General features: G+C 50.0%; 22 protein-coding genes. 13 read left to right on the plus strand and 9 right to left on the minus strand.

Going from position 1 to position 23,641, the window contains the following annotated elements; genetic code table 11:
* Nucleotides 1-66 precede the first annotated feature (66 nt).
* From ACLHG7_RS03255 to ACLHG7_RS03285, 7 genes are read left to right on the plus strand one after another with little or no spacing between them, the layout of a single operon-like run.
* Nucleotides 67-549, plus strand: coding sequence for an MSMEG_0572/Sll0783 family nitrogen starvation response protein (locus ACLHG7_RS03255; RefSeq protein ID WP_114899765.1), 483 nt, complete (start codon nt 67-69; stop codon nt 547-549).
* A 9-nt stretch (nt 550-558) separates the two neighbouring features.
* Nucleotides 559-1,539 (plus strand): Nit6803 family nitrilase, encoded by a 981-nt coding sequence (locus ACLHG7_RS03260; RefSeq protein ID WP_410209619.1) that lies wholly within the window; start codon nt 559-561, stop codon nt 1,537-1,539.
* On the plus strand, nt 1,526-2,620 hold the full coding sequence (locus ACLHG7_RS03265) for an MSMEG_0568 family radical SAM protein (RefSeq protein ID WP_410209620.1): 1,095 nt from the start codon (nt 1,526-1,528) through the stop codon (nt 2,618-2,620). Before ACLHG7_RS03260 ends, ACLHG7_RS03265 begins: the two co-directional genes overlap by 14 nt.
* A gap of 10 nt (nt 2,621-2,630) precedes the next feature.
* On the plus strand, nt 2,631-3,197 hold the full coding sequence (locus tag ACLHG7_RS03270; protein ID WP_410209621.1) for an MSMEG_0567/Sll0786 family nitrogen starvation N-acetyltransferase: 567 nt from the start codon (nt 2,631-2,633) through the stop codon (nt 3,195-3,197).
* On the plus strand, nt 3,187-4,227 hold the full coding sequence (locus ACLHG7_RS03275; RefSeq protein ID WP_410209622.1) for a sll0787 family AIR synthase-like protein: 1,041 nt from the start codon (nt 3,187-3,189) through the stop codon (nt 4,225-4,227). Before ACLHG7_RS03270 ends, ACLHG7_RS03275 begins: the two co-directional genes overlap by 11 nt.
* Nucleotides 4,208-4,498, plus strand: coding sequence for an MSMEG_0570 family nitrogen starvation response protein (locus tag ACLHG7_RS03280; protein ID WP_410209623.1), 291 nt, complete (start codon nt 4,208-4,210; stop codon nt 4,496-4,498). Before ACLHG7_RS03275 ends, ACLHG7_RS03280 begins: the two co-directional genes overlap by 20 nt.
* Nucleotides 4,499-4,545: 47 nt before the next feature.
* On the plus strand, nt 4,546-5,859 hold the full coding sequence (locus tag ACLHG7_RS03285) for an MSMEG_0569 family flavin-dependent oxidoreductase (protein ID WP_410209624.1): 1,314 nt from the start codon (nt 4,546-4,548) through the stop codon (nt 5,857-5,859).
* 383 nt (nt 5,860-6,242) lie between these two features.
* Here the strand turns inward: ACLHG7_RS03285 and ACLHG7_RS03290 are convergent, their stop codons facing one another.
* Nucleotides 6,243-6,701: a DUF3592 domain-containing protein gene (locus tag ACLHG7_RS03290; RefSeq protein ID WP_410209625.1), complete on the minus strand. Its 459-nt coding sequence runs from the start codon at nt 6,699-6,701 to the stop codon at nt 6,243-6,245.
* A 236-nt stretch (nt 6,702-6,937) separates the two neighbouring features.
* On the opposite strand from ACLHG7_RS03290, the gene ACLHG7_RS03295 reads away from it, so the two are divergent.
* The gene (locus ACLHG7_RS03295) at nt 6,938-7,960 is read left to right on the plus strand and encodes a putative solute-binding protein (protein ID WP_410209626.1); all 1,023 of its coding nucleotides are present in this window, start codon (nt 6,938-6,940) and stop codon (nt 7,958-7,960) included.
* Nucleotides 7,961-7,996: 36 nt separating this feature from the next.
* On the opposite strand, the gene ACLHG7_RS03300 is transcribed toward ACLHG7_RS03295, so the two are convergent.
* Both ACLHG7_RS03300 and ilvD read right to left on the minus strand, forming a co-directional pair.
* Nucleotides 7,997-9,280, minus strand: a complete 1,284-nt coding sequence (locus tag ACLHG7_RS03300; RefSeq protein ID WP_410209627.1) for a hypothetical protein — start codon at nt 9,278-9,280, stop codon at nt 7,997-7,999.
* 173 nt (nt 9,281-9,453) lie between these two features.
* A complete protein-coding gene (gene ilvD / locus ACLHG7_RS03305; protein ID WP_410209628.1) occupies nt 9,454-11,154 on the minus strand; it encodes a dihydroxy-acid dehydratase in 1,701 nt (566 codons plus the stop codon).
* Nucleotides 11,155-11,564: 410 nt separating this feature from the next.
* Between ilvD and fmt the strand changes: the two genes are divergently transcribed.
* A complete protein-coding gene (fmt, locus tag ACLHG7_RS03310) occupies nt 11,565-12,533 on the plus strand; it encodes a methionyl-tRNA formyltransferase (RefSeq protein WP_410209629.1) in 969 nt (322 codons plus the stop codon).
* Nucleotides 12,534-12,543: 10 nt separating this feature from the next.
* Nucleotides 12,544-13,920: a 16S rRNA (cytosine(967)-C(5))-methyltransferase RsmB gene (gene rsmB / locus ACLHG7_RS03315; RefSeq protein WP_410209630.1), complete on the plus strand. Its 1,377-nt coding sequence runs from the start codon at nt 12,544-12,546 to the stop codon at nt 13,918-13,920.
* 58 nt (nt 13,921-13,978) lie between these two features.
* Here the strand turns inward: rsmB and ACLHG7_RS03320 are convergent, their stop codons facing one another.
* A complete protein-coding gene (locus ACLHG7_RS03320; RefSeq protein WP_410209631.1) occupies nt 13,979-14,524 on the minus strand; it encodes a TetR/AcrR family transcriptional regulator in 546 nt (181 codons plus the stop codon).
* 141 nt (nt 14,525-14,665) lie between these two features.
* Between ACLHG7_RS03320 and ACLHG7_RS03325 the strand changes: the two genes are divergently transcribed.
* Entirely contained in the window at nt 14,666-15,241 is a 576-nt protein-coding gene (locus tag ACLHG7_RS03325) for a hypothetical protein (RefSeq protein ID WP_410209632.1), read from the plus strand.
* 21 nt (nt 15,242-15,262) lie between these two features.
* Nucleotides 15,263-16,060 (plus strand): SDR family NAD(P)-dependent oxidoreductase, encoded by a 798-nt coding sequence (locus ACLHG7_RS03330; RefSeq protein WP_410209633.1) that lies wholly within the window; start codon nt 15,263-15,265, stop codon nt 16,058-16,060.
* A gap of 83 nt (nt 16,061-16,143) precedes the next feature.
* On the opposite strand, the gene ACLHG7_RS03335 is transcribed toward ACLHG7_RS03330, so the two are convergent.
* The 4 genes from ACLHG7_RS03335 to ACLHG7_RS03350 all read right to left on the minus strand — a co-directional run bounded on the left by ACLHG7_RS03335 (nt 16,144) and on the right by ACLHG7_RS03350 (nt 20,538).
* Nucleotides 16,144-16,407, minus strand: a complete 264-nt coding sequence (locus ACLHG7_RS03335; protein WP_410209634.1) for a hypothetical protein — start codon at nt 16,405-16,407, stop codon at nt 16,144-16,146.
* A gap of 78 nt (nt 16,408-16,485) precedes the next feature.
* A complete protein-coding gene (rocF, locus tag ACLHG7_RS03340) occupies nt 16,486-17,430 on the minus strand; it encodes an arginase (RefSeq protein ID WP_410209635.1) in 945 nt (314 codons plus the stop codon).
* Between the two features lie 136 nt (nt 17,431-17,566).
* Nucleotides 17,567-18,166 carry a 1,6-anhydro-N-acetylmuramyl-L-alanine amidase AmpD gene (ampD, locus tag ACLHG7_RS03345; RefSeq protein ID WP_410209636.1) on the minus strand — a complete coding sequence of 200 codons (600 nt, stop codon included), beginning with the start codon at nt 18,164-18,166 and terminating at the stop codon, nt 17,567-17,569.
* Complete coding sequence (locus tag ACLHG7_RS03350) at nt 18,163-20,538, minus strand: DUF1631 family protein (RefSeq protein ID WP_410209637.1); 2,376 nt, start codon at nt 20,536-20,538, stop codon at nt 18,163-18,165. Before ACLHG7_RS03350 ends, ampD begins: the two co-directional genes overlap by 4 nt.
* Before the next feature lie 275 nt (nt 20,539-20,813).
* Here ACLHG7_RS03350 and nadC point away from each other — a divergent pair, with 275 nt between their 5' ends.
* Nucleotides 20,814-21,674 carry a carboxylating nicotinate-nucleotide diphosphorylase gene (nadC, locus tag ACLHG7_RS03355; RefSeq protein ID WP_410209638.1) on the plus strand — a complete coding sequence of 287 codons (861 nt, stop codon included), beginning with the start codon at nt 20,814-20,816 and terminating at the stop codon, nt 21,672-21,674.
* 101 nt (nt 21,675-21,775) lie between these two features.
* On the opposite strand, the gene ACLHG7_RS03360 is transcribed toward nadC, so the two are convergent.
* Nucleotides 21,776-23,623, minus strand: coding sequence for a DUF3472 domain-containing protein (locus ACLHG7_RS03360; protein WP_410209639.1), 1,848 nt, complete (start codon nt 23,621-23,623; stop codon nt 21,776-21,778).
* Between the last annotated feature and the right edge of the window lie 18 nt (nt 23,624-23,641).

A 23,641-nucleotide genomic window follows, 5' to 3' on the forward strand; every position in this document is an offset into this window, starting at 1 on the left:
GCAGCACGATTTGGCACCACCAATACCCTGCTGTTTAAGCCCTTATCTATTCGGAGAAAATGCGTCATGCCTACCGTCAATATCCCAGCCTATAAAGATGGCGACTTCCTCGTAAACTACGAAGAAAAAGTCTTTGAAGACGTTAAAGCAGAACCCGGCGAGAAAGCGTTGATCACCTTCCATACCGTTGCGTTTGAAGGCTCTATCGGTCTGGTCAATATGCTGCAAGCCAAACGCTTACTGCGCAAAGGTTTTGAGACCAAGGTCCTGCTCTACGGTCCAGGTGTACAACTCGGCGTACAACGTGGTTTCCCAACCTTGGGTGCCGAAGCCTTCCCCGGTCACCTTGCAGTCAACAATCAGATCAAAGGATTCATTGCCGAAGGCGGTGAAGTTTATGCCTGTCGTTTTGCCCTGCAAGCGCTTTACGGTCAAACCGAAAAAGCCTTGATCGAAGGCATCCGCGCCATCAATCCGCTGGATGTCATGGACCTGCGTCTGCTGATGCGACGCGATGGCGCGCTCATCATCGACACGTGGACCGCATAAGGAGCAGGCATGACGATCATTAAAGCAGCCGCAGTGCAGTGTAGTCCTGTTCTGTATAGCCGTGAAGGCACCATCGCCAAGATCTGTGGCCTGATTGAGTCATTGGGTTTACAGGGCGTGCAATTCGCGGTCTTTCCTGAAACCGTCGTGCCGTATTACCCCTATTTCTCGTTTGTGCAGCCCGCCTTCGCAATGGGGGCGCAACACTTGAAGCTGATGCAAGAGTCGGTGGTCGTGCCTTCAGCCGCTACTGAAGCATTGGGCGAAGCCTGTCGTAAGGCGAACATGGTGGTCTCGATCGGTGTCAATGAGCGTGCGGGGGGCACGATTTATAACGCCCAATTGCTGTTTGATGCCGACGGCAGCCTAATTCAGCATCGACGCAAAATTACCCCGACCTATCATGAGCGCATGGTCTGGGGTCAGGGTGATGGTTCAGGTTTACGCGCGATAGACAGTCAAGTTGGGCGCATTGGTTCGCTGGCGTGTTGGGAGCACTACAACCCGCTTGCGCGTTATGCCCTGATGGCGGATGGCGAGCAGATTCATGCTGCGATGTTCCCCGGTTCACTCGTGGGTGACATCTTCGCCGATCAGATTGAGGTCACCATTCGCCACCACGCATTGGAGTCTGGCTGCTTTGTGGTGAATGCCACGGCGTGGCTTGAACCTGATCAACAAGCGCAAATCATGCAGGATACTGGCTGTGGCATTGGGCCGATCTCAGGCGGTTGCTTTACCGCAATCGTTTCCCCCGAAGGCAAGCTGCTCGGCGAACCACTGCGCAGTGGTGAAGGCGTAGTCATCGCTGATCTCGACTTAAGTCTCATTGATAAACGCAAACGCATGATGGATTCGGTTGGGCACTATAGCCGCCCTGAGCTGCTGAGCCTGCTTATCGACCGTACACCTACATCAACCACACACGACCGCATCACAACCCCTCATCCGCAGCACTCTAATCTGGAGCACTCTAATGTTGGCAAATGATCTGATGACCAATGATTTGATGGCAGAGTTACAGTGCCATGGTGTCCTGTGGGATGGAGAGACTGGCCTTGCCCGTAAGGGGGGCGCAGGTCCTTCTGATCACAAGGCACTGAGTATGGGATCAAGAACGCTGATGATCCCGATCTTGAACCTTGCTTCACGCGAGTCCCCCTACTCGGCAAAAATCAGTGCCAATGAGGAAGAAGCCTTTATCTTTCGCGAAGGTCTGCAAGTCGGTACGGTGAGCATCCCCCATGTGCCCAAATTCTATGGTTTATCGACTGAAGATGGTACGCCCTATAGTCAGATTGCAACCCTGCATGGTCGTGACGTGCTGGCAACGACCATATTGCAGCACTGCATTCGGATGAATGACCCTGCAACCGCCTGCCAGTTCTGTGCGATCAGCCAATCGCTCAACTCAGGACAAACTATTGCCCGTAAACGCCCTGCCCAACTGGCGGAAGTCGCCAAGGCGGCAGTCGAGCTGGATGGCGTCAAACATATGGTGATGACCACCGGCACCCCGCAGACCTCAGATCGCGGTGCCGCAATCCTCTGTGAATCCGCCGCAGCCGTGACGCAGGCGGTAAATCTCCCCATCCAAGCCCAGTGTGAACCACCCGATGACAACATCTGGTTTCAGCGCCTGTATGACAGTGGTGTGGTGTCTCTGGGCATGCACTTGGAAGCAGTCAATCCACAGATTCGCGCCCGGATCATGCCCGGCAAAGCCGAAGTACCGCTCAGTCGCTACTTCGAGGCTTTCGCTGCGGCGGTGGATGTCTTTGGTCGCGGGCAGGTCAGCACCTACATCTTGGCGGGTCTGGGTGACACAGAAGATGAGATTACCGACATGAGCGAACGCTTAGCAGCAATGGGGGTTTATCCTTTCGTGGTACCGTTTGTCCCGATTGATGGAACGCCGCTGGCGCAGCATCCCAAACCCAATGCCGAGATGATGACGCGTCTCTATCCACGTATTGGTCAGCATCTGCGCACCCATGGACTGCACTCTGACCAGATCAATGCCGGTTGCGCCAAATGCGGCGCCTGTTCTGCCCTGAAGCAATACGAGTAGGAGTCCTGTCATGGCCACTGCATTCGATCTATACATCAATGACTTTATCGAACCTACATTCGTTCCCGCTGACATTCAAGTCAAACCGATCAGTGAAGCGTGGGAAAGGCAAGGTTACTTTGCTTTGCGTAAACGCGTCTTTTCGCAAGAGCAGCAGTTACTGCTGCGTGACCGTGATACCCATGACTTTCAGGCGATCGGCATCGTGGCGGTAGCCAATATCTGCGGCATGGCCGATCAAGTCGTCGGTGCAGTACGCATTTATCAAGCCGAAGCGGGTCTGTGGTACGGCGGACGGCTCTGCGTTGCACCGGCCTATCGACATCACCACGACATTGGCAAGGCACTGATCAATGAAGCAGTTGCACGCGCCATAGATTTAGGCTGCATGCGCTTTCTGGCGACCGTACAAGTATCCAATGAGCACTACTTTCAGCAATTGTACTGGCAAACCTTAGAGCAGATCACACTGCTTGGTCGTCCTCATTGCCTAATGCAAGCCGAACTTACGCACTATCCTTTTATGCCGCGCGGTTTTACTCCGCCTCTGCATGTGAGTCACCATCATGACTCTTGAATACACTTTGGATCAGATGATTCAGCAGATCCACGCCCTGCCCGCCATACAAGCTAAGCGGGACATTCAAACGGTCTCTCATTTACTGGCGCATGATGATGACATTCATGATCTGACCTCACGTTATGCCCTACCCGGGGATGACTGTGCGGCGATTGCAAGCGGCGCTGGCTATCAGTTGCTGGCGATGGAAGGCATGCTACCGAGCTTTGTCCAAGCAGCACCATGGTTTTCTGGCTGGTCGGCGGTGATGGCCAATGTCAGTGATATCGCAGCCATGGGTGGTCGCGCGACTGCCATCGTTAATGCTTTTTGGCATCACGATGAGGATTCTGCCCGCGAAATCATGCGCGGTATCCGCGATGCCTGCCGTGCCTATGGACTCATACTCGCTGGGGGGCATAGCAGTATGGGTGCCCATGTCAGCGCGAATCTTGCCGTTGGCATCATGGGCTATGCACATAAGTTGCTCTCGACTTTTCACGTTGAACCCAATCAGTGTATCGCCATGGCTGTGGATTTAAACGGTCAGTGGCATGCCAACACAGCCTACTGGAAAGCCTTTGAGGGCAAAGCAGATAAGGTGTTACGCGCACAACTTGAAGTCATCCCAACACTGACCGAAGCAGGTCACTTGCTCGCTGCCAAAGACATCAGCAATGCCGGCATCTTGGGCACGCTGATCATGCTGCTTGAGACCACGGGCTGTGGCGCCGAGATTAATTTGGATGCACTGCCCTGCCCAGAGGGCGTCGATCTTTTACGCTGGCTACAAATCTTCCCCAGCTATGGCTTTCTCTTCACCTTAAGCAAAACCGATCTGCCTACGGTCATTGATGCCTTTGCGGCAGAAGGCATCACGTGTGGGGCAATCGGTCAAACCACTATGGATGGCAAGGTTCATCTGACCCATCAAGGACATCGCGCGCTGTTCTGGAATCTACGCACTCAACCTTTCACTGGCTTTAGCTATACCGCCAAACCGACCCTTAAGCCCAAGGAGCCGCATCATGCCCGCTGTCAACTTTGAGATTCAGTGGCCCGATGGCCAGATCAGCAGTGGTTACTCTCCGTCTACCATCATCCATGACTACTTGGCTGAAGGCGTCAGTTATCCGTTAAGCGACTTTATGCAGCGTGCGGAATCAGGACTAAACGCCGCATCAGAACGTGTCCGTACGGTCTACGGCTATGCCTGTAGTTCCGCCATGGACTGCCTCTACATTCTGCAACAACAAGCCCAAAAATACCCTGACCCCAAAGGCCAGATCACCTTGCTTCGCATGCGCCAGTCGCCTTAAAGACCTGATCTAACATTCCTTATTAGACCCTATTTTGGAGAACATCCATGAATTTCAGTATGATTCAACCCAGCATCTATCACACCAGTCACTATCCCGTCATTATCGTTGGCGGGGGTCAGTCTGGGCTATCCGCCAGTCACTACCTGCAGAAACTCGATATTGAGCATCTGGTGCTGGAGAAACATGAAGCCACTCATGCTTGGCGTGAAAAACGCTGGGATGCCTTTAGCCTTGTCACACCCAACTGGCAATGTAACCTGCCCGGCTACCCCTACGCAGGCAATGATCCACATGGTTTTATGAAACGCGATGAAATCATTGCTTACTTGGATGGCTTCATCGACACCTTACAACCACCAATTCGGGAAGGCGTGGCAGTGAATCTGGTCACACCACTTGAAAGTGGTGGATACGAACTGCAAACCACTGTCGGCACGTTCACGGCTGATCATGTCATCGTGGCTTCAGGTGGTTATCACACGCCGATCATTCCTGACTTTGCTGCAAAGCTGCCAGCCGCGATCACCCAGATCCACTCAGAACAATATCGTAATCCCGAGAACCTACCTGAGGGTGCGGTACTCGTGGTGGGTTCAGGTCAATCCGGCGCACAGATCGCCGAAGATCTGCATCTGGCGGGCAAGAAGGTGTATCTGGCCACCGGAGATGCTCCACGCTGCGCCCGCTTCTATCGCGGACGCGATGTCGTGGATTGGCTGGCAGATATGGGCTATTACGATCTGCCGGTTGAGGAGCATCCACTGCGCGAAGGGGTGCGGAATAACACCAATCACTATGTGACGGGTCGTGATGGTGGACGTGACATTGATCTACGCCGTTTTGCACAGGATGGCATGGTGCTGTTTGGACGCTTAGAACAACTCGATGGAGATACATTGAGCTTTGCTCCAACGTTGAAAGCCAATCTTGATAATGCAGATGCCGTCTACAACCGCATCAACCGCTCGATTGACCAATACATTGAAAAACATGGCATTACAGCAGAAATCGCCTCCAGCTATGAGCCGGTCTGGGAGCCTACGAATGAGCAAAATACGCTAAATCTGAAAGAGGCTGGAATCACATCCATCATCTGGTGTATCGGCTTTCGACCTGACTTTAGCTGGGTGGATGTACCCGTGTTTAATGCGCAGGGTTACCCCAATCACCAGCGCGGTATAACCACACATGCAGGGCTATATTTTTTGGGATTGCCTTGGCTGCATACGTGGGGATCGGGACGGTTTTCAGGGGTGGCGCGGGATGCTGAATTTATTGTGCGGCATATTGATGAGCAGGCTATAAGCCTATCAATCTGTGCGGGGAATTCATTTGAAAAAAGTTTGGCAAGCCATTAGAAGCACTGCAAAAGCCTATGCTTAAACACTCTGAAAAGGGGTGACTCTATCCCTTTAAACTTATCTCCAGAGCACTGTTTGATACATTCGATCAGTGCTTAGGGATGCTCTTTTGAAATGAGGGGAATAGAAATATGATTCTTGGTGACTTTACCCCAATAAAAACGAATATTCGTCTCAAGACCTCGTTTTAAAAACGATCATAATACTCTGCCCAGTTCCACCAACAACATGAATATACGACACATCAGACCAAGATAGATTGATCACTAAGTGAAGTCATAAATCAAATATCCTATCTGGAAAATATAAAATACACGCAAAACAAGAAAATCCTGATCACATATCTCTATGCAATGAAATTTAAACCAAAAACTTTATATCTATTCAACTTCCTTGAAATAGGTATCGTGTAATAAAAGAACAAGTATAAAATCAACGATAATCATCAATACGGCACGGGAATTTAGGGAAAAATCCATACTTCGGACCTGCGTAGGCTCTGCCGGATTGATATGAACACGGATCACCTTTCCTTGAGGATATCGGGTAATCTCCTCTTGAGGGGCTCCGCAATTAGAATCTTGTGTTTCTAAGAATGATGTCATTGAGAGATTTTGATAAACATAACTAATCTTAATCTGATCACAATAATACTTCCGACCTTTGTTACCAACCTTCTGTACGACTGATGAATTGAGGACAATGGCATCGACTAGCGGCCATTTTTTTGTGAATTCTGCAGCCAAATAATCCTTAAAAATAAGTGTCGTGATAAAAAATATACTGAACAAAAAAATAGCTATTGCAAATCCCCTCATCACCCTATTTGTTCTCGTCATTCGAACGTCCTACCCCAATCCCCAAAAAAATTTAAACAACCATACGCATCTTATATACCATAGCTTTTTAATATTTTTTAAACAATTGAGAATCTTAACAATCACTAATTTCTTAAATTGGATCAATTTCCCTCCCTCACAATCCCCATCAATCCTTTTTAGGATTACAATGAAGCAGATACATATAAAATGCGACTCAATCGCGTAAGATCATGCTGAATGCTGGGGAAAGATGTATGAAAGAAATTGCAATTGCTGCCCTACTGGCAAGCATCAGTTTGCAGGTCGCATATGCCGCAGATGACAAAGTGACTATCTGCGTTTTCGACCCTTCTGGGCAGCACGGTTATGCCTATGGCTATGCCAAAGACTATATGGTGCAAGCACCACGCTTTGGCGTGATCAAACCGATTGATCTTAAAGTCTATACCAATGAAGAAGGGGTGGTGACTGATTTTAAAACGGGGCGCTGTGATGCAGCGATCATGAGTAGCCTGCGTGCTCGCGAATTCAATTCATACACGGGCAGCCTAGACGCAGTCGGCGGACTCCAAAACATCAAAGACTTGAATATGGCACTCCAAGTACTCTCCAGTAAGTCTCTTGCTCCGAAGATGGTGCAAGGGGATTATGAGATTCTCGGGATCATCCCGATTGGTGCAGCCTACTTGATGGTCGATGATCGTCGAATTAATACTTTTAACAAAGGTGTAGGCAAGAAAGTTGCGATCTTAAATCTAGAAAAATCCGCCAATAAACTCACGCAAAAAATCGGGGCTATCCCCGTACGTGTCGATTTAAACACCGTTGCCGACGCCTTTAATAATCATAAAGTCAATGTGCTTGCCGCGCCCGCTGTCGCGTTTAGACCTTTTGAACTGGCCAAAGGCATGACTGGACCTGATGGTTCCGTAAAAGGTGGCGTAGTGCGCTTTCCACTAGCGCAGATCACCGCCTCCTTTGTGGTGCGCAAGAGTAAGCTACCCAATCCTGACGTCAGTCAAAAGATCCGTGAATACATCTTTTCTCAGCTTGGTACGGCCTACAAGTTTATAGATAACGCAGAAAAAGATATTGATGATAAGTACTGGATCAATATGTCACCTGCGGATCAGCAAAGTACGCAAACCCTGATGCGCACCACTCGTATTGAGATGATCAAAGATGGGGTCTATGATAAAGACATGATGCACTTACTGAAGAAGATTCGCTGCAAAACGAATCCGAATAACCCAGAGTGCAATTCAAACGACGAATAAGAATAAAAAGACGGTTACGAAAGATGTGGAGTAAATCTACTCCACATCCTCAAGCGCTGCAGAGAGCAAGGTTTCTACTTGCCAGACGCGATATAAACTACAGAATACATGACGACGCCCACCGACCCGCAGTACGAAGGCTGGCAGATCAGGCACGCCTAGCGCATCGGCGCCTTTTTGATTGCGATTGAGCCAGACCAACGTACTCGCGGCATCACTGACCGCAACATCTGGCAGAACTTTGCTAAAGTGCGGGGTAAAGGCCATATCCGATCCTTGTGACCAGACACTCTCCAGTAACTCCAGTGCCCGATTCATCCGTGGCTCGTGCTTCAGACTGGTCAAGGTCTTGGCCATCGCCATCACTCCTGCTTCATCAGGACGGCAAAATGGCGAGAATGGGACGTCAATCCGCTTGGCCAGACGCTGTGCCAGACGCCAATCAAAACGATCACGCCCTTGATAAGGTAGCGGGAAAAACTTGATCTTCACATTGTAGTAGCCAACCATCTCTTGCTGTAGATAACGCAGCAGCAAGTAGGTAAACGGATCTTCCAGCGCACCATAGAACTTCAGAATCGGGCGCATCGCTTGAATATCGGCAAGTAGTACCGGGTCATTGACCAGATGCTCGCCCCACTCGACATGATTAATCAGAAAGACGGGCTCACTGGTCAACAGTTGCTGCTGATTCAAGCGCCGTGTTAGTCGCAAGAAGTCATCAATCGCCAGATAGCGACGCCCATCGTAGGTGATATAGGCTTCTGCCAATGGCTCATCGGTAAACTCTACTTCAGACAAACTGGCCGTTTGTTCTGTGGTCGTTGTACGCTGTAGAGCCATTTGATGCAAGAGTGCCAGCTTACCGCTTTGTCCCTGCCACACCATATGAAAGACGTTCTGCAACAAGTGCAGGAAGTCAGCACCCTTGAGTGGCGTTAACCGTAGAATCTCTAGGCCCTGTGCCATCTGCCCTGCATCAGGCGCAATATAATTTTCCTGAAAAACAAAGCGATGTTGATGGGCAAGAACCGCTGCATCATGATGCGTATAGCGTAGCCATTGCTCAGGGGTGAGGGACTTGGGAGGCCGTGCGGCTTGGGTAGAAATGATAATTTTGAACGGGCGCATGCGCGCGATGAGCAGACTATCTAATTTTGCTAAGATTTGAACCAGTAAATAACTGTAAACATCGTCCAAACGAATAAACACCGTTAACGCATGACGGCCGGCATGTGCAGATAAGCGCGGCTGTCGAATCGGTCGTTGCAGCAACCAGCGTGACCGCAGAGGGTCTAACCATCTTCGCGTAAGCGACATTTTTTTGAATACCCAAAAGGCAAAAATTAACAGCTTAGTTTTTAACACAAAAGACGTCTGTTCGCCATGTTAAAACGAAGCAGACATCCATTGATTATGCATAAATCGATCTAAAAAAACGATCAGCCTGCATGACGCCAATCAGAATCATGCAGGGAAAAGCGGATGATAAACTAATCTAGATTTAAGTCTGTCACGGCACCAGTCGATGCGCTAGAAACCAAACGAGCATATTTCGCCAATACACCGCGGGTGTATTTCGGTGCGGGGCGTACCCAAGCAGCACGGCGTGTCGCCAGTTCTTCATCACTGACCGAAACTGAAATTTCACGGGTGACCGCATCAATGAGGATGTTATCACCGGTTTGCACCAGACCGATCACACCGCCTTCAAAGGCTTCAGGCGTGATATGACCGACCACAAAACCATGTGAACCACCACTAAAACGACCATCGGTAATCAGCGCAACTGATTTACCCAGACCTTTACCCATGACAGCAGAAGTCGGTGACAGCATTTCACGCATACCCGGACCGCCTTTCGGACCTTCGTCCTTGATGACAATCACATCACCAGCAACCACTTCACCATTTAAGATACCGGCCAGCGCAGCTTCTTCACCGCTATAGACACGGGCACGCCCTTCAAAGCGCAGGCCTTCTTTACCGGTAATCTTAGCAACCGCACCTTCACTGGCAAGGTTACCTTTCAAGATCACCAGATGCGAGTCGGCTTTGATCGGTTTGTCAAACGGCATGATGATTTGTTGGTCGGCTGGGTAATCTTGTACGTCAGCCAAATTCTCCGCCAAGGTTTTGCCGGTAACCGTTAGACATGAACCATCAAGCATGCCTTTATCCAGCATGCGTTTCATCAGCGGCTGAATCCCGCCAATCGCAACCAATTCACTCATCATGTATTTGCCTGATGGACGGATATCGGCCAGCAATGGCGTGTCTTTACCAATGCGAACGAAGTCTTCCAAGTCCAGATCGACGTCTACAGTACGGGCCATGCCGATCAAATGCAGTACAGCATTGGTTGAGCCGCCAAGGGTGATCACGACTTTAATCGCATTTTCAAACGCGGACTTGGTCATAATGTCACGCGGTTTGATGTCCAGACGCAGCAGGTTCATCACCGCTTCGCCTGCACGTTGGCAATCATTTTCTTTATCGCTGGATACGGCATCCTGTGCCGATGAACCCGGTAAGCTCATACCCAGTGCTTCAATCGCAGAGGCCATGGTGTTGGCGGTGTACATGCCACCACATGAACCTGGACCCGGGATCGCGACTTCTTCGATTTGCTTGACTTGGATTGCAGACAGCTCACCCTTGGCATGCTGACCCACCGCTTCAAACACGGAGATGATGTCAGTATGACCCGCACCCGGTTTGATCGTGCCACCGTAAACAAAGACCGATGGACGGTTCAAACGGGCAAGACCCATGATGCAGCCGGGCATGTTTTTATCACAACCGCCGATAGCGATCAAACCGTCAAAGCCTTCACAGCCTGCAACCGCTTCAATCGAGTCCGCAATGATTTCACGGGACACCATGGAGTACTTCATCCCTTCAGTACCGTTTGCGATACCGTCAGAGATGGTAATGGTGTTAAAGATCACGCCTTTACCGCCAGCGGCATTCGCGCCTGCTTCAGCGATACGGGCCAGACCATCGATATGCATATTGCATGGGGTCACGTTAGCCCATGTTGATGCGATACCGATTTGTGGTTTTTTAAAGTCTTCATCAGTAAAACCGACCGCACGCAGCATGGAACGGGCTGGGGCACATTCGATGCCATCAACCACTTCAGATGAGTGTTTGCGGAGATTTTCAGCGGATGGGGATGTCTTATCGTTCATGACTAAACCTTATTTTGAATAAATTGGGCTGGCGATCGGCAGGATGAATGGCGTATTACTGTCAACGAATCATCCAAACCGTACTGCTAATGGCGAGCTGCTGAAGCTATTTAGTCAAAACTGCGGATAACACTTTTGAGTAGAAACGCCGCAAGGATGTATTGCGCGCGCATCGAAATCTGAAAAAATCAGTCAGCGAAAAAATCTGGTGGCTAATTCTATCCTTCATGCCGCCAGAGGGAAAGGATAAAGCACAATAAAAATCAAAGTTCCCGCTATCCTTTTTCATTTTCCATACAAGACAGCGGATCAATGGGTTTATCGCATTCAGTACAGATCAATGAGACGCTAAGGCCAGGTTCGCGTTACAATAGTCACTAAATCTTCATATGATCTATAAGAGTCGCTTCGTGAATCTGATTTTTGCCGGGACACCCGAATTTGCTGCAACTGCACTGCAAGCCTTGATCGATGCAGGACATCACATTGTCGCTGTCTATACGCAGCCTGATCGTCCATCAGGTCGAGGACAGAAGCTGACGCCATCGGCAGTCAAAGCCTTGGCAGTCGAACATAACCTGCCCGTCTATCAACCCGTGCATCTCAAAGCCTCAACCGCAGAGGGTCTGGCTGCACAGGCAGAGCTCGCTGCTCTGGTTGCAGATCATCAGGTCGATGTCATGGTTGTCGCAGCCTATGGTTTGATCCTGCCGCAAAGCGTGTTGGATATGCCACGTCTAGGCTGCTTGAATATCCACGCCTCCTTGCTGCCACGCTGGCGCGGAGCGGCACCAATCCACCGCGCAATCCTGTCTGGTGATACCGAAACAGGCATCACCATCATGCAGATGGATGCGGGTCTGGATACGGGTGATATGCTGAGTAAAGTACATCTCCCCATTGAAGCCAAAGATACCAGCGCGACCCTACATGATCGCTTGGCAGTCTTGGGCGGTAGCGCTATTGTGGATACTCTCGCCCATCTCGCGGACTATCACGCGCATAGAACCCCGCAAGCCAGTGGTCACGCCACCTATGCCGCGAAGCTCTCCAAAGCCGAAGGGAAGATCGACTGGTCGTGTGCCGCTATCGTCCTCGATCGTCTGGTCCGTGGACTCCAACCGTGGCCTGTGGCGTATACCCAGATCGGTGAAGATATCTTGCGTGTCTGGTCAGCGGAACTGGTGCATGATCGTGCCACACATACAGCGGCCCTTGCGGGTGAAATTATCGCCGTTGATAAACATGGTATCAGCGTTGTATGCGGCGACGGTCAAGTGCTGCGCCTCACTCAACTCCAATGGGCCGGCGGCAAACCGCTGAACAGTGTCCAAATTCTACAAGCCCAGAAACTTAATGTCGGACAGCAGTTACAATGAGAAATAGCCAATGAGCCAAGATAACGCCAGATCTGTAAAGCCGCGTAAGTTTCACAACCCACCCGCCAATGCTCGCACCCGTCCAGCCCCGCTTAACCTACGTGCGCAAGTGATCCGTGTCATCATCGCGGTATTAGATGGTCAATCCTTAAGTGCAGTTCTGCCTGCCGCGCTGGAAAAGACGCTGGAACGAGATCGTGGTTTGTTTAATGAGTTGGTCATGGGTACGCTGCGCCACTGGTTTGCATTGGATGCCGTTCTGCAACCGATGTTGGCGCGTCCGCTCACTGATAGCCGTGTACAAGCTGCACTGCATTTAGGCCTTTATCAGATATTCCAAACCCGTATCCCTGCACATGCTGCAATCAGCGAAACGGTGGATGCCGCCAAGCAACTTGGACAAGAAAAAGCCAGTGGCTTGGTCAATGCCCTACTGCGTCGTACGCTGCGTGAACAGACAGAACTGCAAGAGATTTTTGAAGCGCATCACGCGCTGCCAGACTGGTTCGCTGCGGCATTAGAACAAGACTGGGCAGAGGAATGGCAAGGTCTTGCGGAGTCTCTCCGCCATAGCGCACCGCTTTTCCTGCGTGTGAATAAGCGTCAGCGCACACGCACCGGCTACTTGGATGCACTGGCGCTACAAGGCATTAATGCCAACAGCACCGACAATGCCACCCCTGAAGCGATTCAATTGCTGCAACACGTCAATATTCCGAGTCTACCCGGTTACTTAGAAGGCTGGTTCTCGGTGCAGGATCTCAATGCCCAGCGCTGTGCTGGGCTATTCAGTGATGCACACTTTAACGGGTTAGATGGCAAAACGGTTCTGGATGCCTGTGCGGCTCCCGGTGGCAAGACAGCTCATCTCTTGGAGCAATTTAGCCCCAGCCATATGACCGCAATCGACAGTGACTCCTACCGTCTAAAGCGCGTACGGGAAAACTTGAATCGTTTAGAACTGTTTGATCAGACTCGTGTAACGGTGGCAACGGCAGATGCAAGTGCATGGACGGCAGCGGAACCTGTGGATGCGATTTTGCTGGATGCGCCGTGTAGCGCAACGGGTGTGCTGCGTCGCCATCCGGACATTCGTCTGCTGCGTCAATCTACCGATATTGCGACCACTGTTGCCCTGCAAGCCACACTACTGGATCACTTGTGGACACAGCTTAAAGTCGGCGGACGGCTGGTCTACATCACCTGCTCTTTGCTCAAAGATGAAAATGAGCATCAGATTGCGGCGTTTCTTAAACGGACGCCCAATGCGACCGAGCATGAGATTGATACCAGTTGGGGTTTTAAACGTCCCGTCGGTCGTCAATGCTTTCCGGAAACGGATGGCGGGGATGGCTTTTATTTTGCGGTGCTGGATAAGACCACTTAAAGGAAATCATCGACGATGCGTATTCAATGGCATGCGCATCGCTGATGTAAAACTTAGACTAGCTAATGCCAAACTGACGTAAAAGCGTCTCGCAAATGCCCCGCTTCTCTTCCAAAGAATGTTCATGTACCAGCAACCCCTCGATCACAAAGACCAACACTGTCGCTAAAGCGCCCACATCCGCTTCGGCAACATCATGGGCTTGCAGTTCACTGCGCAGCAGCGCCTCACCCATACGATGAAAATTATCATGCCACAGGTTAATAGCCGGTGAGCTTTGTAAGCGTGAATGCACGGTGGTGATCAGCTTACTGGACTCCTGTAAACGCGCAACCAGCCACAATAATTTATCGATCGGTTTCGGCAGAACGGCCGTAATATAAGCGAGCCATTGGGCTTGTAGTACCTCAGTCAATACCGTCGCCAGCACATCGTCTTTATCTTTAAAGTACCAATAGATCGTATTCGGAGCGATGCCTGCTGCCGCTGCTAACCGACTCATGGAAGTGGATTCAAAACCCTCTTCGATAAAGAGCTGGCGCGCCATCGCCACGATTTCATCTAGCTTTTCCTGACGCTCTTGCGGACGTTTATTTTTTGCCATAGTGGGAAATCAATCAATCATTGGTTGAAATTATATCTTGAATAACGTTCAAGGTGTAGTTAGAATCCATTTTATCTTGAATAGCATTCAAGATAAAATTTAACCTAATTTGGGCCATACCCTCCGTGATGGAGCAGAACAATGAGTTCAGCAATTGCTAGTCATACCGCAGAAGAATTAAAAAAGCTCACGACAGAAGAACTTGTGACGTTATTCAAGAGCTTGCCCAGTCCTTTGATCACTGAAATGGACGGGGAGTTCGCCGCTTGTCTCTTGCAGCAACCTTCAGCACTATCGCGTCTTTTTGGGCAAATCAGCGTCGCCAATCCGTTGATGCCATGGCTGTGCAAGGCATTCCGACCAGTCGATGCGGAATCAGGTCGCGGTTACAACACCTTTAGTCTATTAGGAAAAGTCGTACAACGCTTTCCCATGCAGACCGTCATCGCGCCTTCACGTTATGACGACAAACCCGCTTATACCTTGGTTTACCACCTCTATCACTCGATGTGCGGTGATATCCACATGGTCGATGAAGTCAGAAAAGTCGCTGATGGCATCTACCTCGGGATTGGCACATGGGGCTTCACAAGCGCGCAGCGCCAAATCCCACTGCCGTTTTTACTCGAAGGTCCGATCGGAGCGTATCGTAAAGACATCGGGCGCAAACGCTCAGGGTCCGTGCTCGCTCGCGAAATCCCTGCACTCAACCGCTAACCTCTCAATTAGGAGTTCATGATGTCTTCCAACAATACCACTGCGCTGATCACTGGCGCATCAGCAGGCATTGGCGCCTGCTTTGCGCGTTTCCTTGCAGCCCAAGGTCATGACCTGCTGCTGGTGGCACGCCGTGAGCAACGTCTACAAGAACTGGCGACCGAACTGCGTGCGCAGTATGGCATCCGCTGTGAAACTCTCGCCGCCGACCTGACAGATCGTCATGCGCCTAAGGCGATCATGGACTATACCACAGAGCAAGGTTTAGAGATTGATGTGTTAATCAATAATGCAGGACTCTCGGGCAAGACTGCTTTCTCCGAAACTCCATGGGACGTGCTTGATGCGGAATTGCAACTGATGGTCACGGCAGTGACGGAGCTCGCCCATCGCGTACTTCCCGGCATGCGTGCACGTGGCTTTGGACGTATTATTAATTTGTCCTCTATCGCCGCACTCTCCCCACCAGGTGGCAGCTTGCTCTACAGCGGCATCAAAAGTTATGTACTCCTCATGTCACAGTCATTGGATATGGAACTCAAACCCTACGGCATTCACGTCACAGCGCTGTGTCCCGGCTTCACCCACAGTGAGTTTCATGATGTGATGGGGACGCGTGATGCTGCAAACCATTTGCCCAGCATCCTGTGGCAAGAGCCCGAGGCGGTCGTTAAGGAGGGTTGGACTGCGGTGAACAAAGGTCAGCCTATCTGCGTGCCCGGCACGGTCAACAAACTACTGGCCGCCAGCATGCGACCCATCCCAACACGTATCCAGTATTTCTTAGGGAAGACCTTTAATCCGTTCAAAGAGAGCTGATTCAGGCTTTTAGTCAATCATAAGGCACAGGACTTGATAGATCTTGTGCCTTATGTATTTGAAGATATGCTTACGATGACGTATTACTTAAACAGCACTTTGCGGGCTTCCTGCCAGTCTTCCCAGCAATTCTCTGCGATCAGATCGGGAAAACCACGTGCTTTCTCTTGTGCAATCGCTTCGCTATACGGCACATTCATACACACCGCATGATCGCGAATTTTGAGCACTTCATCTTCAGTGAGTGGCGTACCACGCTCTTTTTCCAGTTTATACAGCAGTGCAACCAACGGTGGTGTGAATACAAGGCACAGCGGATCGTTTACTTCAGCATCATCGTTCGTCATAACACTCTTAGCTTCTAAAAATTGAATCCATAAAGTGCAATGATGTCATGAATCGCCTTGGGCAACAATCCACAAGCGTCAACCTGCGATGCGTTGAGGCCTGCGCATCAAAGTCGATTTGCCAAATAAGCTACCAACCAGATCCACTGCCACATGCGCGGTCTGGTTACGCACATCCAGCGCTGGATTCAACTCCACGATATCAAGCGACGCCATAAGACCCGTGTCGGCGATCATCTCCATACAGAGCTGGGCTTCACGGTAGGTCGGGCCACCGAGTACTGTCGTGCCTACCCCCGGTGCGATATCCGCATCGAGAAAATCGACATCAAAACTGACGTGCAGATGGGTATTTTCATCGAGATCCGCCAGCGCCGCCTGCATGGTGCCGCGCATGCCGACTTCATCAATGAAGCGCATATCAAAGACATCCAAACCTTCTTGATAGACCAAGTGTTTCTCGCCCAAATCCACGCTACGTATACCGATCTGCTTGACCCAAGTCGATGAGATCGCAGGCGTATGTCCACCGATACCCGTTAACTCGGGTGGTCCATAGCCACATAAGCATGCGACAGGCATACCATGCACGTTGCCACTGGGTGTTAAGGTGTTGGTATTAAAGTCAGCATGGGCATCTAGCCAGATGATGCGTAGCTTCTTGCCGGTATCGCGGCAATGACGTGCAACCGCACTGATCGAACCAATGCCAAGACAATGGTCGCCGCCCATCAAAATGGGTAAACGCCCCGACTGGAGCTCATGATAGACCGCATCATGCACGGACTGGTTCCATGCTGCGACTTCAAACAGGTGACGATAACCATTGACCGGAGGCTGCCATGGATTGGCGGGTCCAAACAGATTGCCGCTATCAAGGACATCAAGTCCCTGCCCTTTTAGAATCTCGACAATATTGGCAACACGCAGTGCTTCGGGGCCCATCGATGCACCACGTGCACCCGCACCAATATCTGTCGGTGCACCAATTAAACTGACATGCAGGTTGGGGGTCACAGTCATGATGGAATTACTCAATATATTTTTTCAAAAAAAGAAAGTTCATACAGAACCAAGTCGTTAGCACGGTCATTCCCAAAAGAATGAGCAGCTTCATGACTTGGCTTAAGCGCTGGGAATGCGGATTGTTAAGCAATGATCACGCCAAGCTACGGCGTAACCTTAACCAATCGAAATGCACACCGGGATCAGTCTTGCGACCAGGGGCAATATCACTATGTCCAGCCAAATGATTGACGGTATCGGGATACGCACGCTGAATGACGGGAATCACTTGGGCCAGTGCAGCATACTGCGCGTCTGTGAACGGTAGATGATCGGCACCTTCTAGTTCAATGCCAATTGAGTAATCATTACATTCGGTAACACCCAAATATGATGAACGGCCCGCGTGCCATGCGCGGTCATCAAAGGAGACAAACTGAATGATCTCACCCACCCGCGTAATAAACAGGTGAGCAGAAACCTTCATGTCTTTGATGATTTCAAAATAGGGATGTAGCGCGGGATCAAGCTGGTTTTGAAAGAAGATTTCGACATAGCGCTCAGAGGCATATTTATCGAAATCCTCCAGCGTTTCGGCGGGCGGCAAGCTGATATTATGAATCACAATCAAGCGCACCTTGCCGTCAGGGCGTACATTGTAATTCGGTGAAAGGACTTGCTTTGCTGCACTCAGCCAGCCAGATTGAATGGTAAAGTCGGCTGGATCTGTTGTTGAACTACTGGTGGAACTCATGCTGATAATTTTCTTAACCCGTCAACTACTGATAATAGCGCACGATCGAACATTTGGGGTTGTTCGGTGAGTACAGCGGCGCGATTTTGACTCAGTTCAATCGCCAATTGCATCATCGATAGCTCTGCCGCTTTGATGCCACGTTTATTGGCGAAGATCAATTTTTCTGAAGAACGGATTTTGGCGACCAAGCGATGACGCACTGAGCTATCACTCTGTAAGAACTCTACCCATGTACCGACCACCAGATGACGCACCTCCACCACATGCGGATCGTTGGGAGATAATGTATCACCCTCATAGATCGATGCCACTTGCGCCACAGGCATCGCCACAAACTTGATTTCATTAGGATGTGTACTGCTCATCGCCTGCTGTACAGTGATTGCCTCAGCACTCTCTTTGGCATTGGCTTTGTTCTCAGGGTCCAGTACTTCAACCAAGGGCGCGCTCACACCATTGATGATCTCTTGATGACTCTGCAGGATCTCCGCAAGCATTTTTTCAAGCTGCTGGGTATCAAAGTTGACCGACATGAGACCTTTACGCAAACTATTCAGCAGCTTAGGTGAGACGCCTTTTAAGCGCTCAATCCACTGCACATCACCCGCAGGCGGTAGCATACTCCAGATCAGTGCATCAACCACTTTGATCGACTGGCGCCATGACTCGGACTCGGTGCCTTCTTTCAGCGCAGACAGGTACAGCACATGACGCCAGCCCTCTTGGAGAAGTTTAACAATCGACATCGGTAGCTTTAAGCCATTCAGACGACGGTTTAGGGCTTGCTGTACCAAGGTGCGTGCTGCTTCGGCACGGGCACGATTTTCTTCGGCTTCACGCGTGCGCGCATCCATTGCCGCCAGACGATCCTGCTGCTGCTGATAGAACTCTTGGAAATCATTCAGCAGACGTTCAAAGATACTGATCTCATCATGGAACTCGGTGAGGACGACAAAAACCACCTCCTCGACTTTCTTGTAGAGCACTTCACTGCTCTTGCTGTTTTCATCCCAGCTTTGGCCGGCTTTAGCGAGTAAGTTAAGCAGTTTACGTGCTGGATGATCTTCACCGCTAAAAAAGCTTTTATCCACCAAAGCGACTTTGAGGATTGGAATCTGCAAACGACCAATCAATGCTTTCATCGCCGTTGGCAGTTCTTTGTCATCCAGAATATAGTCAAACAAGGTGGAGACCAAGTCGATGAGATTGGTTTCATTTTCGGCAATGACTTGCGTGCTCTCGGCATCGCTATGCAGATTCTGGCGAATGTTATCGCGTACCGCAGCCACACTCTGCTGAATCTCGCTTTGCTGCATGGGTGTGCGTGGTTCAACCGATTGCAGTTGTCCCAGTAGGCTCAAAAGCTCTGGTTGATCAAGCACCTGTTCATTGGCAAAAGGATGCGGATTAGGAGCTTGTAATGGCGTACTGGCGATACTTTTGCTCATTGCAGCAAATAGCTTAGCCTGTTGAATCAACAGTGTCGGATCAACCACCAGTCCCCCATGCGGTGCAACATGCAGAATCGGAATGCCGTCTTCCATAATCGGTGGTGGCATCACAGGCTGAGGATTGACAGATGCCGCTGGAGCCTGTGCTTGTCCTGCTGGTGCAGCGACTGCTTTCGGTTTTTCTGGCGTAGCTGTCGACTTATTCGGTTGGAATTTATCGCGCTCAGGAACTTCTGCGTATTCAAGTGCGGGCAGAATCAGCGCTTTTAATTCATGCAGCGCAGGCAAATCCAGTTGAATCGCAAAGTGGCGGACCAGCGAGATGCGCTGTGCAGGCAGCAACGATAAAGGTGCAAGGCTATCCAACAGTACTTGAAAGAGTGCACGTGGATGAAAGGGAAGTTGGGTTTGATTGCTTAATTTTTCGGTAAAACGCTTTAAACGCTGGAAGGCATTGCCCAGCTCTGGCTCGAGTGCATGAGCCAAACGATCCGCCAAAGCATCCACTGCAACTGCAACTTCAAAGTCGGCGGCATCCACCAGACCGATATGCTCAAAGTCGACATCCGGTAGTTTGCTCAGTTTGCTATCACGCACTTGTTCAAGCTGCGTAAAACGGTGCAATTGCGTGTCCATGAAGGTAACGGCATTTTGTTCGATCAACGTACGACTACGGCGCAGCTCTGGAATAATTTCCATATAGCGTTGCTGCATCGGTGCAGGCAAGCTATCACAGCGTTCGATGACCCAACCAGGGATCTCGTCCAAAAGCTTATTGAATTTGGGCGTAAAAAACTCAATGAGTGGCTGGCGGATCGCATCAGAAAAATGCGTGAGCGTCGCAGGAGCTTTGCTTTTTGGCAATGCTCTTAGAAACAATGGATCATCTGGTAAAGACGAGTCTATATGAGAATTCATGGCATCATGCACAATATTTCAGTCCTTGAATGATAATATATACCGATTTTCGAGAGCCGCACAGTCGCTTTAGTCGATTAAACTAAGTTTATTACGCACTTCAATGTCAGTCAGTGCCACTTATGAGTACTGGTTGACATAAATTGTCATAGAAACAAAAATATATCGCGTGTGGTTGAACATACCATGCTAAATGCTGCAAATAAACCATCATCCACCGATTAATATATAATTTATTAATAATTTGCTAACCAGATGAACAGGATAAAGACTGTATGATTTCCGCCGAACTTCTAAACCGCACCATTTTGCGCAATATTGATCTCGCTTTAGACGAAGATATCGGTAGCAACCTGGTTGCAGACAGCGGCGATATCACCGCACAGTTGATTCCCGAAACCGAACAAGCCCATGCCCGAGTGCTGACCCGTGAAGCCATGGTGCTGGCTGGTCGGCCGTGGGTAGATGCACTATTTGCCAAACTCGATCCGACCGTCGAGATTACGTGGCTGGCGGCTGAGGGTGATTATCTGGCTGCAAATACAGTTTTCTTGGAGCTCAAAGGCTCTGCACGTAGCCTGCTGACTGGCGAGCGTCCAGCACTTAACTTTATTCAGACCATATCTGGCGTTGCCACGCGTGTTGCCGCTCATGTCAAAATCCTCGATGGATTAAACACTCGCCTGCTGGATACCCGTAAAACATTACCCGGCCTGCGCATTGCCGAGAAATATGCAGTCGCTGTGGGTGGTGGTCAGAATCATCGCTTGGGGCTGTTTGATGCGTTCTTGATTAAAGAAAATCATATTTTGGCTGCAGGCGGCATTCAGCAGGCGATTACTGCTGCTCATCGCATCGCACCGGGTAAACCCGTTGAGGTCGAAGTCGAAACGTTTGAAGAGCTCAATCTCGCCTTAGAAGCAGGTGCTGACATCATCATGTTGGATAACTTCAGTAACGACGACATGCGTCAAGCCGTGGCCCATACGGCTGGGCGGAGCAAGCTAGAGGCCTCGGGTAACATCACCGATATTAACTTGCGTAGCGTCGCAGAAACGGGCGTGGATTATATTTCACTGGGCACTTTGACCAAGGATGTGAAAGCGATAGATCTTTCGATGCGCTTGGTGAAATAACGTTATTGAATGCTTCTATATTGAAGCTTTTATGCTTTTCAATGACCCACATCGGCGCTGTCGTGCCGATGTGGGGTATGAGCAAACGCTTACGGATGTGATCAGAAACGTTTCCACTTCGGATTATAAGAATACAGCACCAAGTTGCCATCATCCTGTAGTGTCAACTGAGGGTTAGGTGAACCTGAAGTTTTGCTGCTCCAAAGTGCTTTGCGAGCTGCAGAGTACACAACAAAATTACCATCCGTTTGCATAATCGCATAATTACCCACGCCCACGGTATTGGTCTGGAAGGTAATCAGCCCATCAGAAACACGTGTCACGACCAGATTCCCTGAAGCCAGCATCTTCAATGCAAACTTACCATTCCCTGACGAGTAGGTTTGACCGACATTGATGTTCTTGCCAGTGAGGAAAAAGTAATTACCGGCCTTACTTGTCCCTGCCGTGGGGTCTGAATAATTACTGGAAAATTTCACGACGACATCGTATTCCACGACATTGCCATCATCCTGAACCCGTAGAATCGGGCGACCAACAAATGCGCCTTTAGAGGTTGACCATACCGCATGATCCGCGCTGTCATAAATTACAAAGTTGCCATCGCCTTGGATGAGTGCACGGACAGGCGTTTTCGCAATCGCCGTATTCGTCCACTGCTGGGTATTACTATTGTCCGTCAGAGTCAGACTACCATTATTTCGCAGTCCTAAATGATAATTCCCCGCAGGAGATGTCATTGTATCTAGCGGACAAAGCAGCGTGCCTTTATTCAAGGAATTGGCATAGCTGGTGGGTGTCTTGTTAAAGCACTGCCAACTGCTGGCCTGTAAATTCTGTATCCCAGAAATCTGCCATTGCTGCGCGGCTGCGGTTGAACAATTCTGTGCAATTAACTGTGAATTGACCGAAGCCAAACACAGGTTCGTGCCTTTGTGCATGATACGACCCGTTTGGTAACTCCATAACTGCGTGGCATCGCCTGTACAACTGCTGACAGGTAGACCGGCTGTATTGGTCAGGCAAAGATGATTATTTTGAATCGCGCCATTGCTACCCAAAACCCAACCCTGCTTGCCATCAAAGATGCTGCAAGTACCCAAGGCTGACGCGCCATTATTATTCAGTAAGCAATGTCCTTGCGAATCCACAATCGGACCACGTAGCGAGTTATGGATTGAGTTTTGAACCAATACATTGCCTGCCGTGGTATCGACGTTAGTACGGGTCTCGGTTGCACAGCTATTGCCATTACTGGTAGAACCCACTTTTGCAGGCGTTGCAACGCCGTTGACGTTCACGATAGGCATGCCAAATGTCGCTTTGGTATACGGCTGGTCGGTACAGGTGGACAATGGGCTGTTCCACTCAAAGAACTCCGTCCATGATACGGTATTGCCTTTAGGATCAATAGCATCTCGACCCGTTTGAATACTGCCGACTTTATAGGAAGTATTGGTGGTTGTATCCGTGATGGTCAGACCGAACCATTGATCGCCTTCATTCACCAGATGAAACTGGTAGGTGTGACCTGCTTGCCAGTAGATCGCCTGAGTACGACAACTCACAAATGGAGAACCTTCCGTCCCATTTAAACAATAGCTCCCTGCATCACCCAACTTATAGACATTCGGTCCCCAGATTGAGATCAGGAAAGTGCGCTTACTGCCGCCATTGGACTGCATGCCCATATAACCCGTCAGTTTGGTCGGTGCAGCTGTGGTCGCCGCAAGGTCAAACTGATTACTCCAAAACACATTGGCCAGCGGACCTGAGTCTTGATTGACTTTAACACTATAGGTGATATCGGTAATTGCGGTGACATTAGAAGGGAAAGACCACCAGATATAATTTCCGGGCGTCGTTCCAGTAGCAGCAACAGCTGCGTGAGTGCAATACAGTAGGAAAGCAAGGATTGCCCCTACTCTTTTGACAACATGATTCATCATCCGTTTATTCCTTAAACT

Origin of the sequence: Aquirhabdus sp. (assembly GCF_046462495.1) — a bacterium.
In the GTDB taxonomy this organism is placed as follows: Bacteria; Pseudomonadota; Gammaproteobacteria; order Pseudomonadales; family Moraxellaceae; genus Aquirhabdus.

Bases quoted from the DNA above. Each gene is read 5' to 3' on its own strand.
- rocF (WP_410209635.1), bottom strand. From the start codon at position 17,430: ATGACTGTGACCCCCAACCTGCATGTCAGTTTAATTGGTGCACCGACA.
- ACLHG7_RS03300 (WP_410209627.1), bottom strand. From the start codon at position 9,280: ATGTCGCTTACGCGAAGATGGTTAGACCCTCTGCGGTCACGCTGGTTG.
- ACLHG7_RS03320 (WP_410209631.1), bottom strand. From the start codon at position 14,524: ATGGCAAAAAATAAACGTCCGCAAGAGCGTCAGGAAAAGCTAGATGAA.
- ACLHG7_RS03360 (WP_410209639.1), bottom strand. From the start codon at position 23,623: ATGATGAATCATGTTGTCAAAAGAGTAGGGGCAATCCTTGCTTTCCTA.
- ACLHG7_RS03260 (WP_410209619.1), top strand. From the start codon at position 559: ATGACGATCATTAAAGCAGCCGCAGTGCAGTGTAGTCCTGTTCTGTAT.
- ACLHG7_RS03335 (WP_410209634.1), bottom strand. From the start codon at position 16,407: ATGACGAACGATGATGCTGAAGTAAACGATCCGCTGTGCCTTGTATTC.
- ACLHG7_RS03270 (WP_410209621.1), top strand. From the start codon at position 2,631: ATGGCCACTGCATTCGATCTATACATCAATGACTTTATCGAACCTACA.
- ACLHG7_RS03265 (WP_410209620.1), top strand. From the start codon at position 1,526: ATGTTGGCAAATGATCTGATGACCAATGATTTGATGGCAGAGTTACAG.
- ACLHG7_RS03280 (WP_410209623.1), top strand. From the start codon at position 4,208: ATGCCCGCTGTCAACTTTGAGATTCAGTGGCCCGATGGCCAGATCAGC.
- ACLHG7_RS03290 (WP_410209625.1), bottom strand. From the start codon at position 6,701: ATGACGAGAACAAATAGGGTGATGAGGGGATTTGCAATAGCTATTTTT.
- ampD (WP_410209636.1), bottom strand. From the start codon at position 18,166: ATGAGTTCCACCAGTAGTTCAACAACAGATCCAGCCGACTTTACCATT.
- ACLHG7_RS03295 (WP_410209626.1), top strand. From the start codon at position 6,938: ATGAAAGAAATTGCAATTGCTGCCCTACTGGCAAGCATCAGTTTGCAG.
- ACLHG7_RS03255 (WP_114899765.1), top strand. From the start codon at position 67: ATGCCTACCGTCAATATCCCAGCCTATAAAGATGGCGACTTCCTCGTA.
- ACLHG7_RS03325 (WP_410209632.1), top strand. From the start codon at position 14,666: ATGAGTTCAGCAATTGCTAGTCATACCGCAGAAGAATTAAAAAAGCTC.
- nadC (WP_410209638.1), top strand. From the start codon at position 20,814: ATGATTTCCGCCGAACTTCTAAACCGCACCATTTTGCGCAATATTGAT.
- ACLHG7_RS03285 (WP_410209624.1), top strand. From the start codon at position 4,546: ATGAATTTCAGTATGATTCAACCCAGCATCTATCACACCAGTCACTAT.
- ilvD (WP_410209628.1), bottom strand. From the start codon at position 11,154: ATGAACGATAAGACATCCCCATCCGCTGAAAATCTCCGCAAACACTCA.
- ACLHG7_RS03275 (WP_410209622.1), top strand. From the start codon at position 3,187: ATGACTCTTGAATACACTTTGGATCAGATGATTCAGCAGATCCACGCC.
- ACLHG7_RS03350 (WP_410209637.1), bottom strand. From the start codon at position 20,538: ATGAATTCTCATATAGACTCGTCTTTACCAGATGATCCATTGTTTCTA.
- rsmB (WP_410209630.1), top strand. From the start codon at position 12,544: ATGAGCCAAGATAACGCCAGATCTGTAAAGCCGCGTAAGTTTCACAAC.
- ACLHG7_RS03330 (WP_410209633.1), top strand. From the start codon at position 15,263: ATGTCTTCCAACAATACCACTGCGCTGATCACTGGCGCATCAGCAGGC.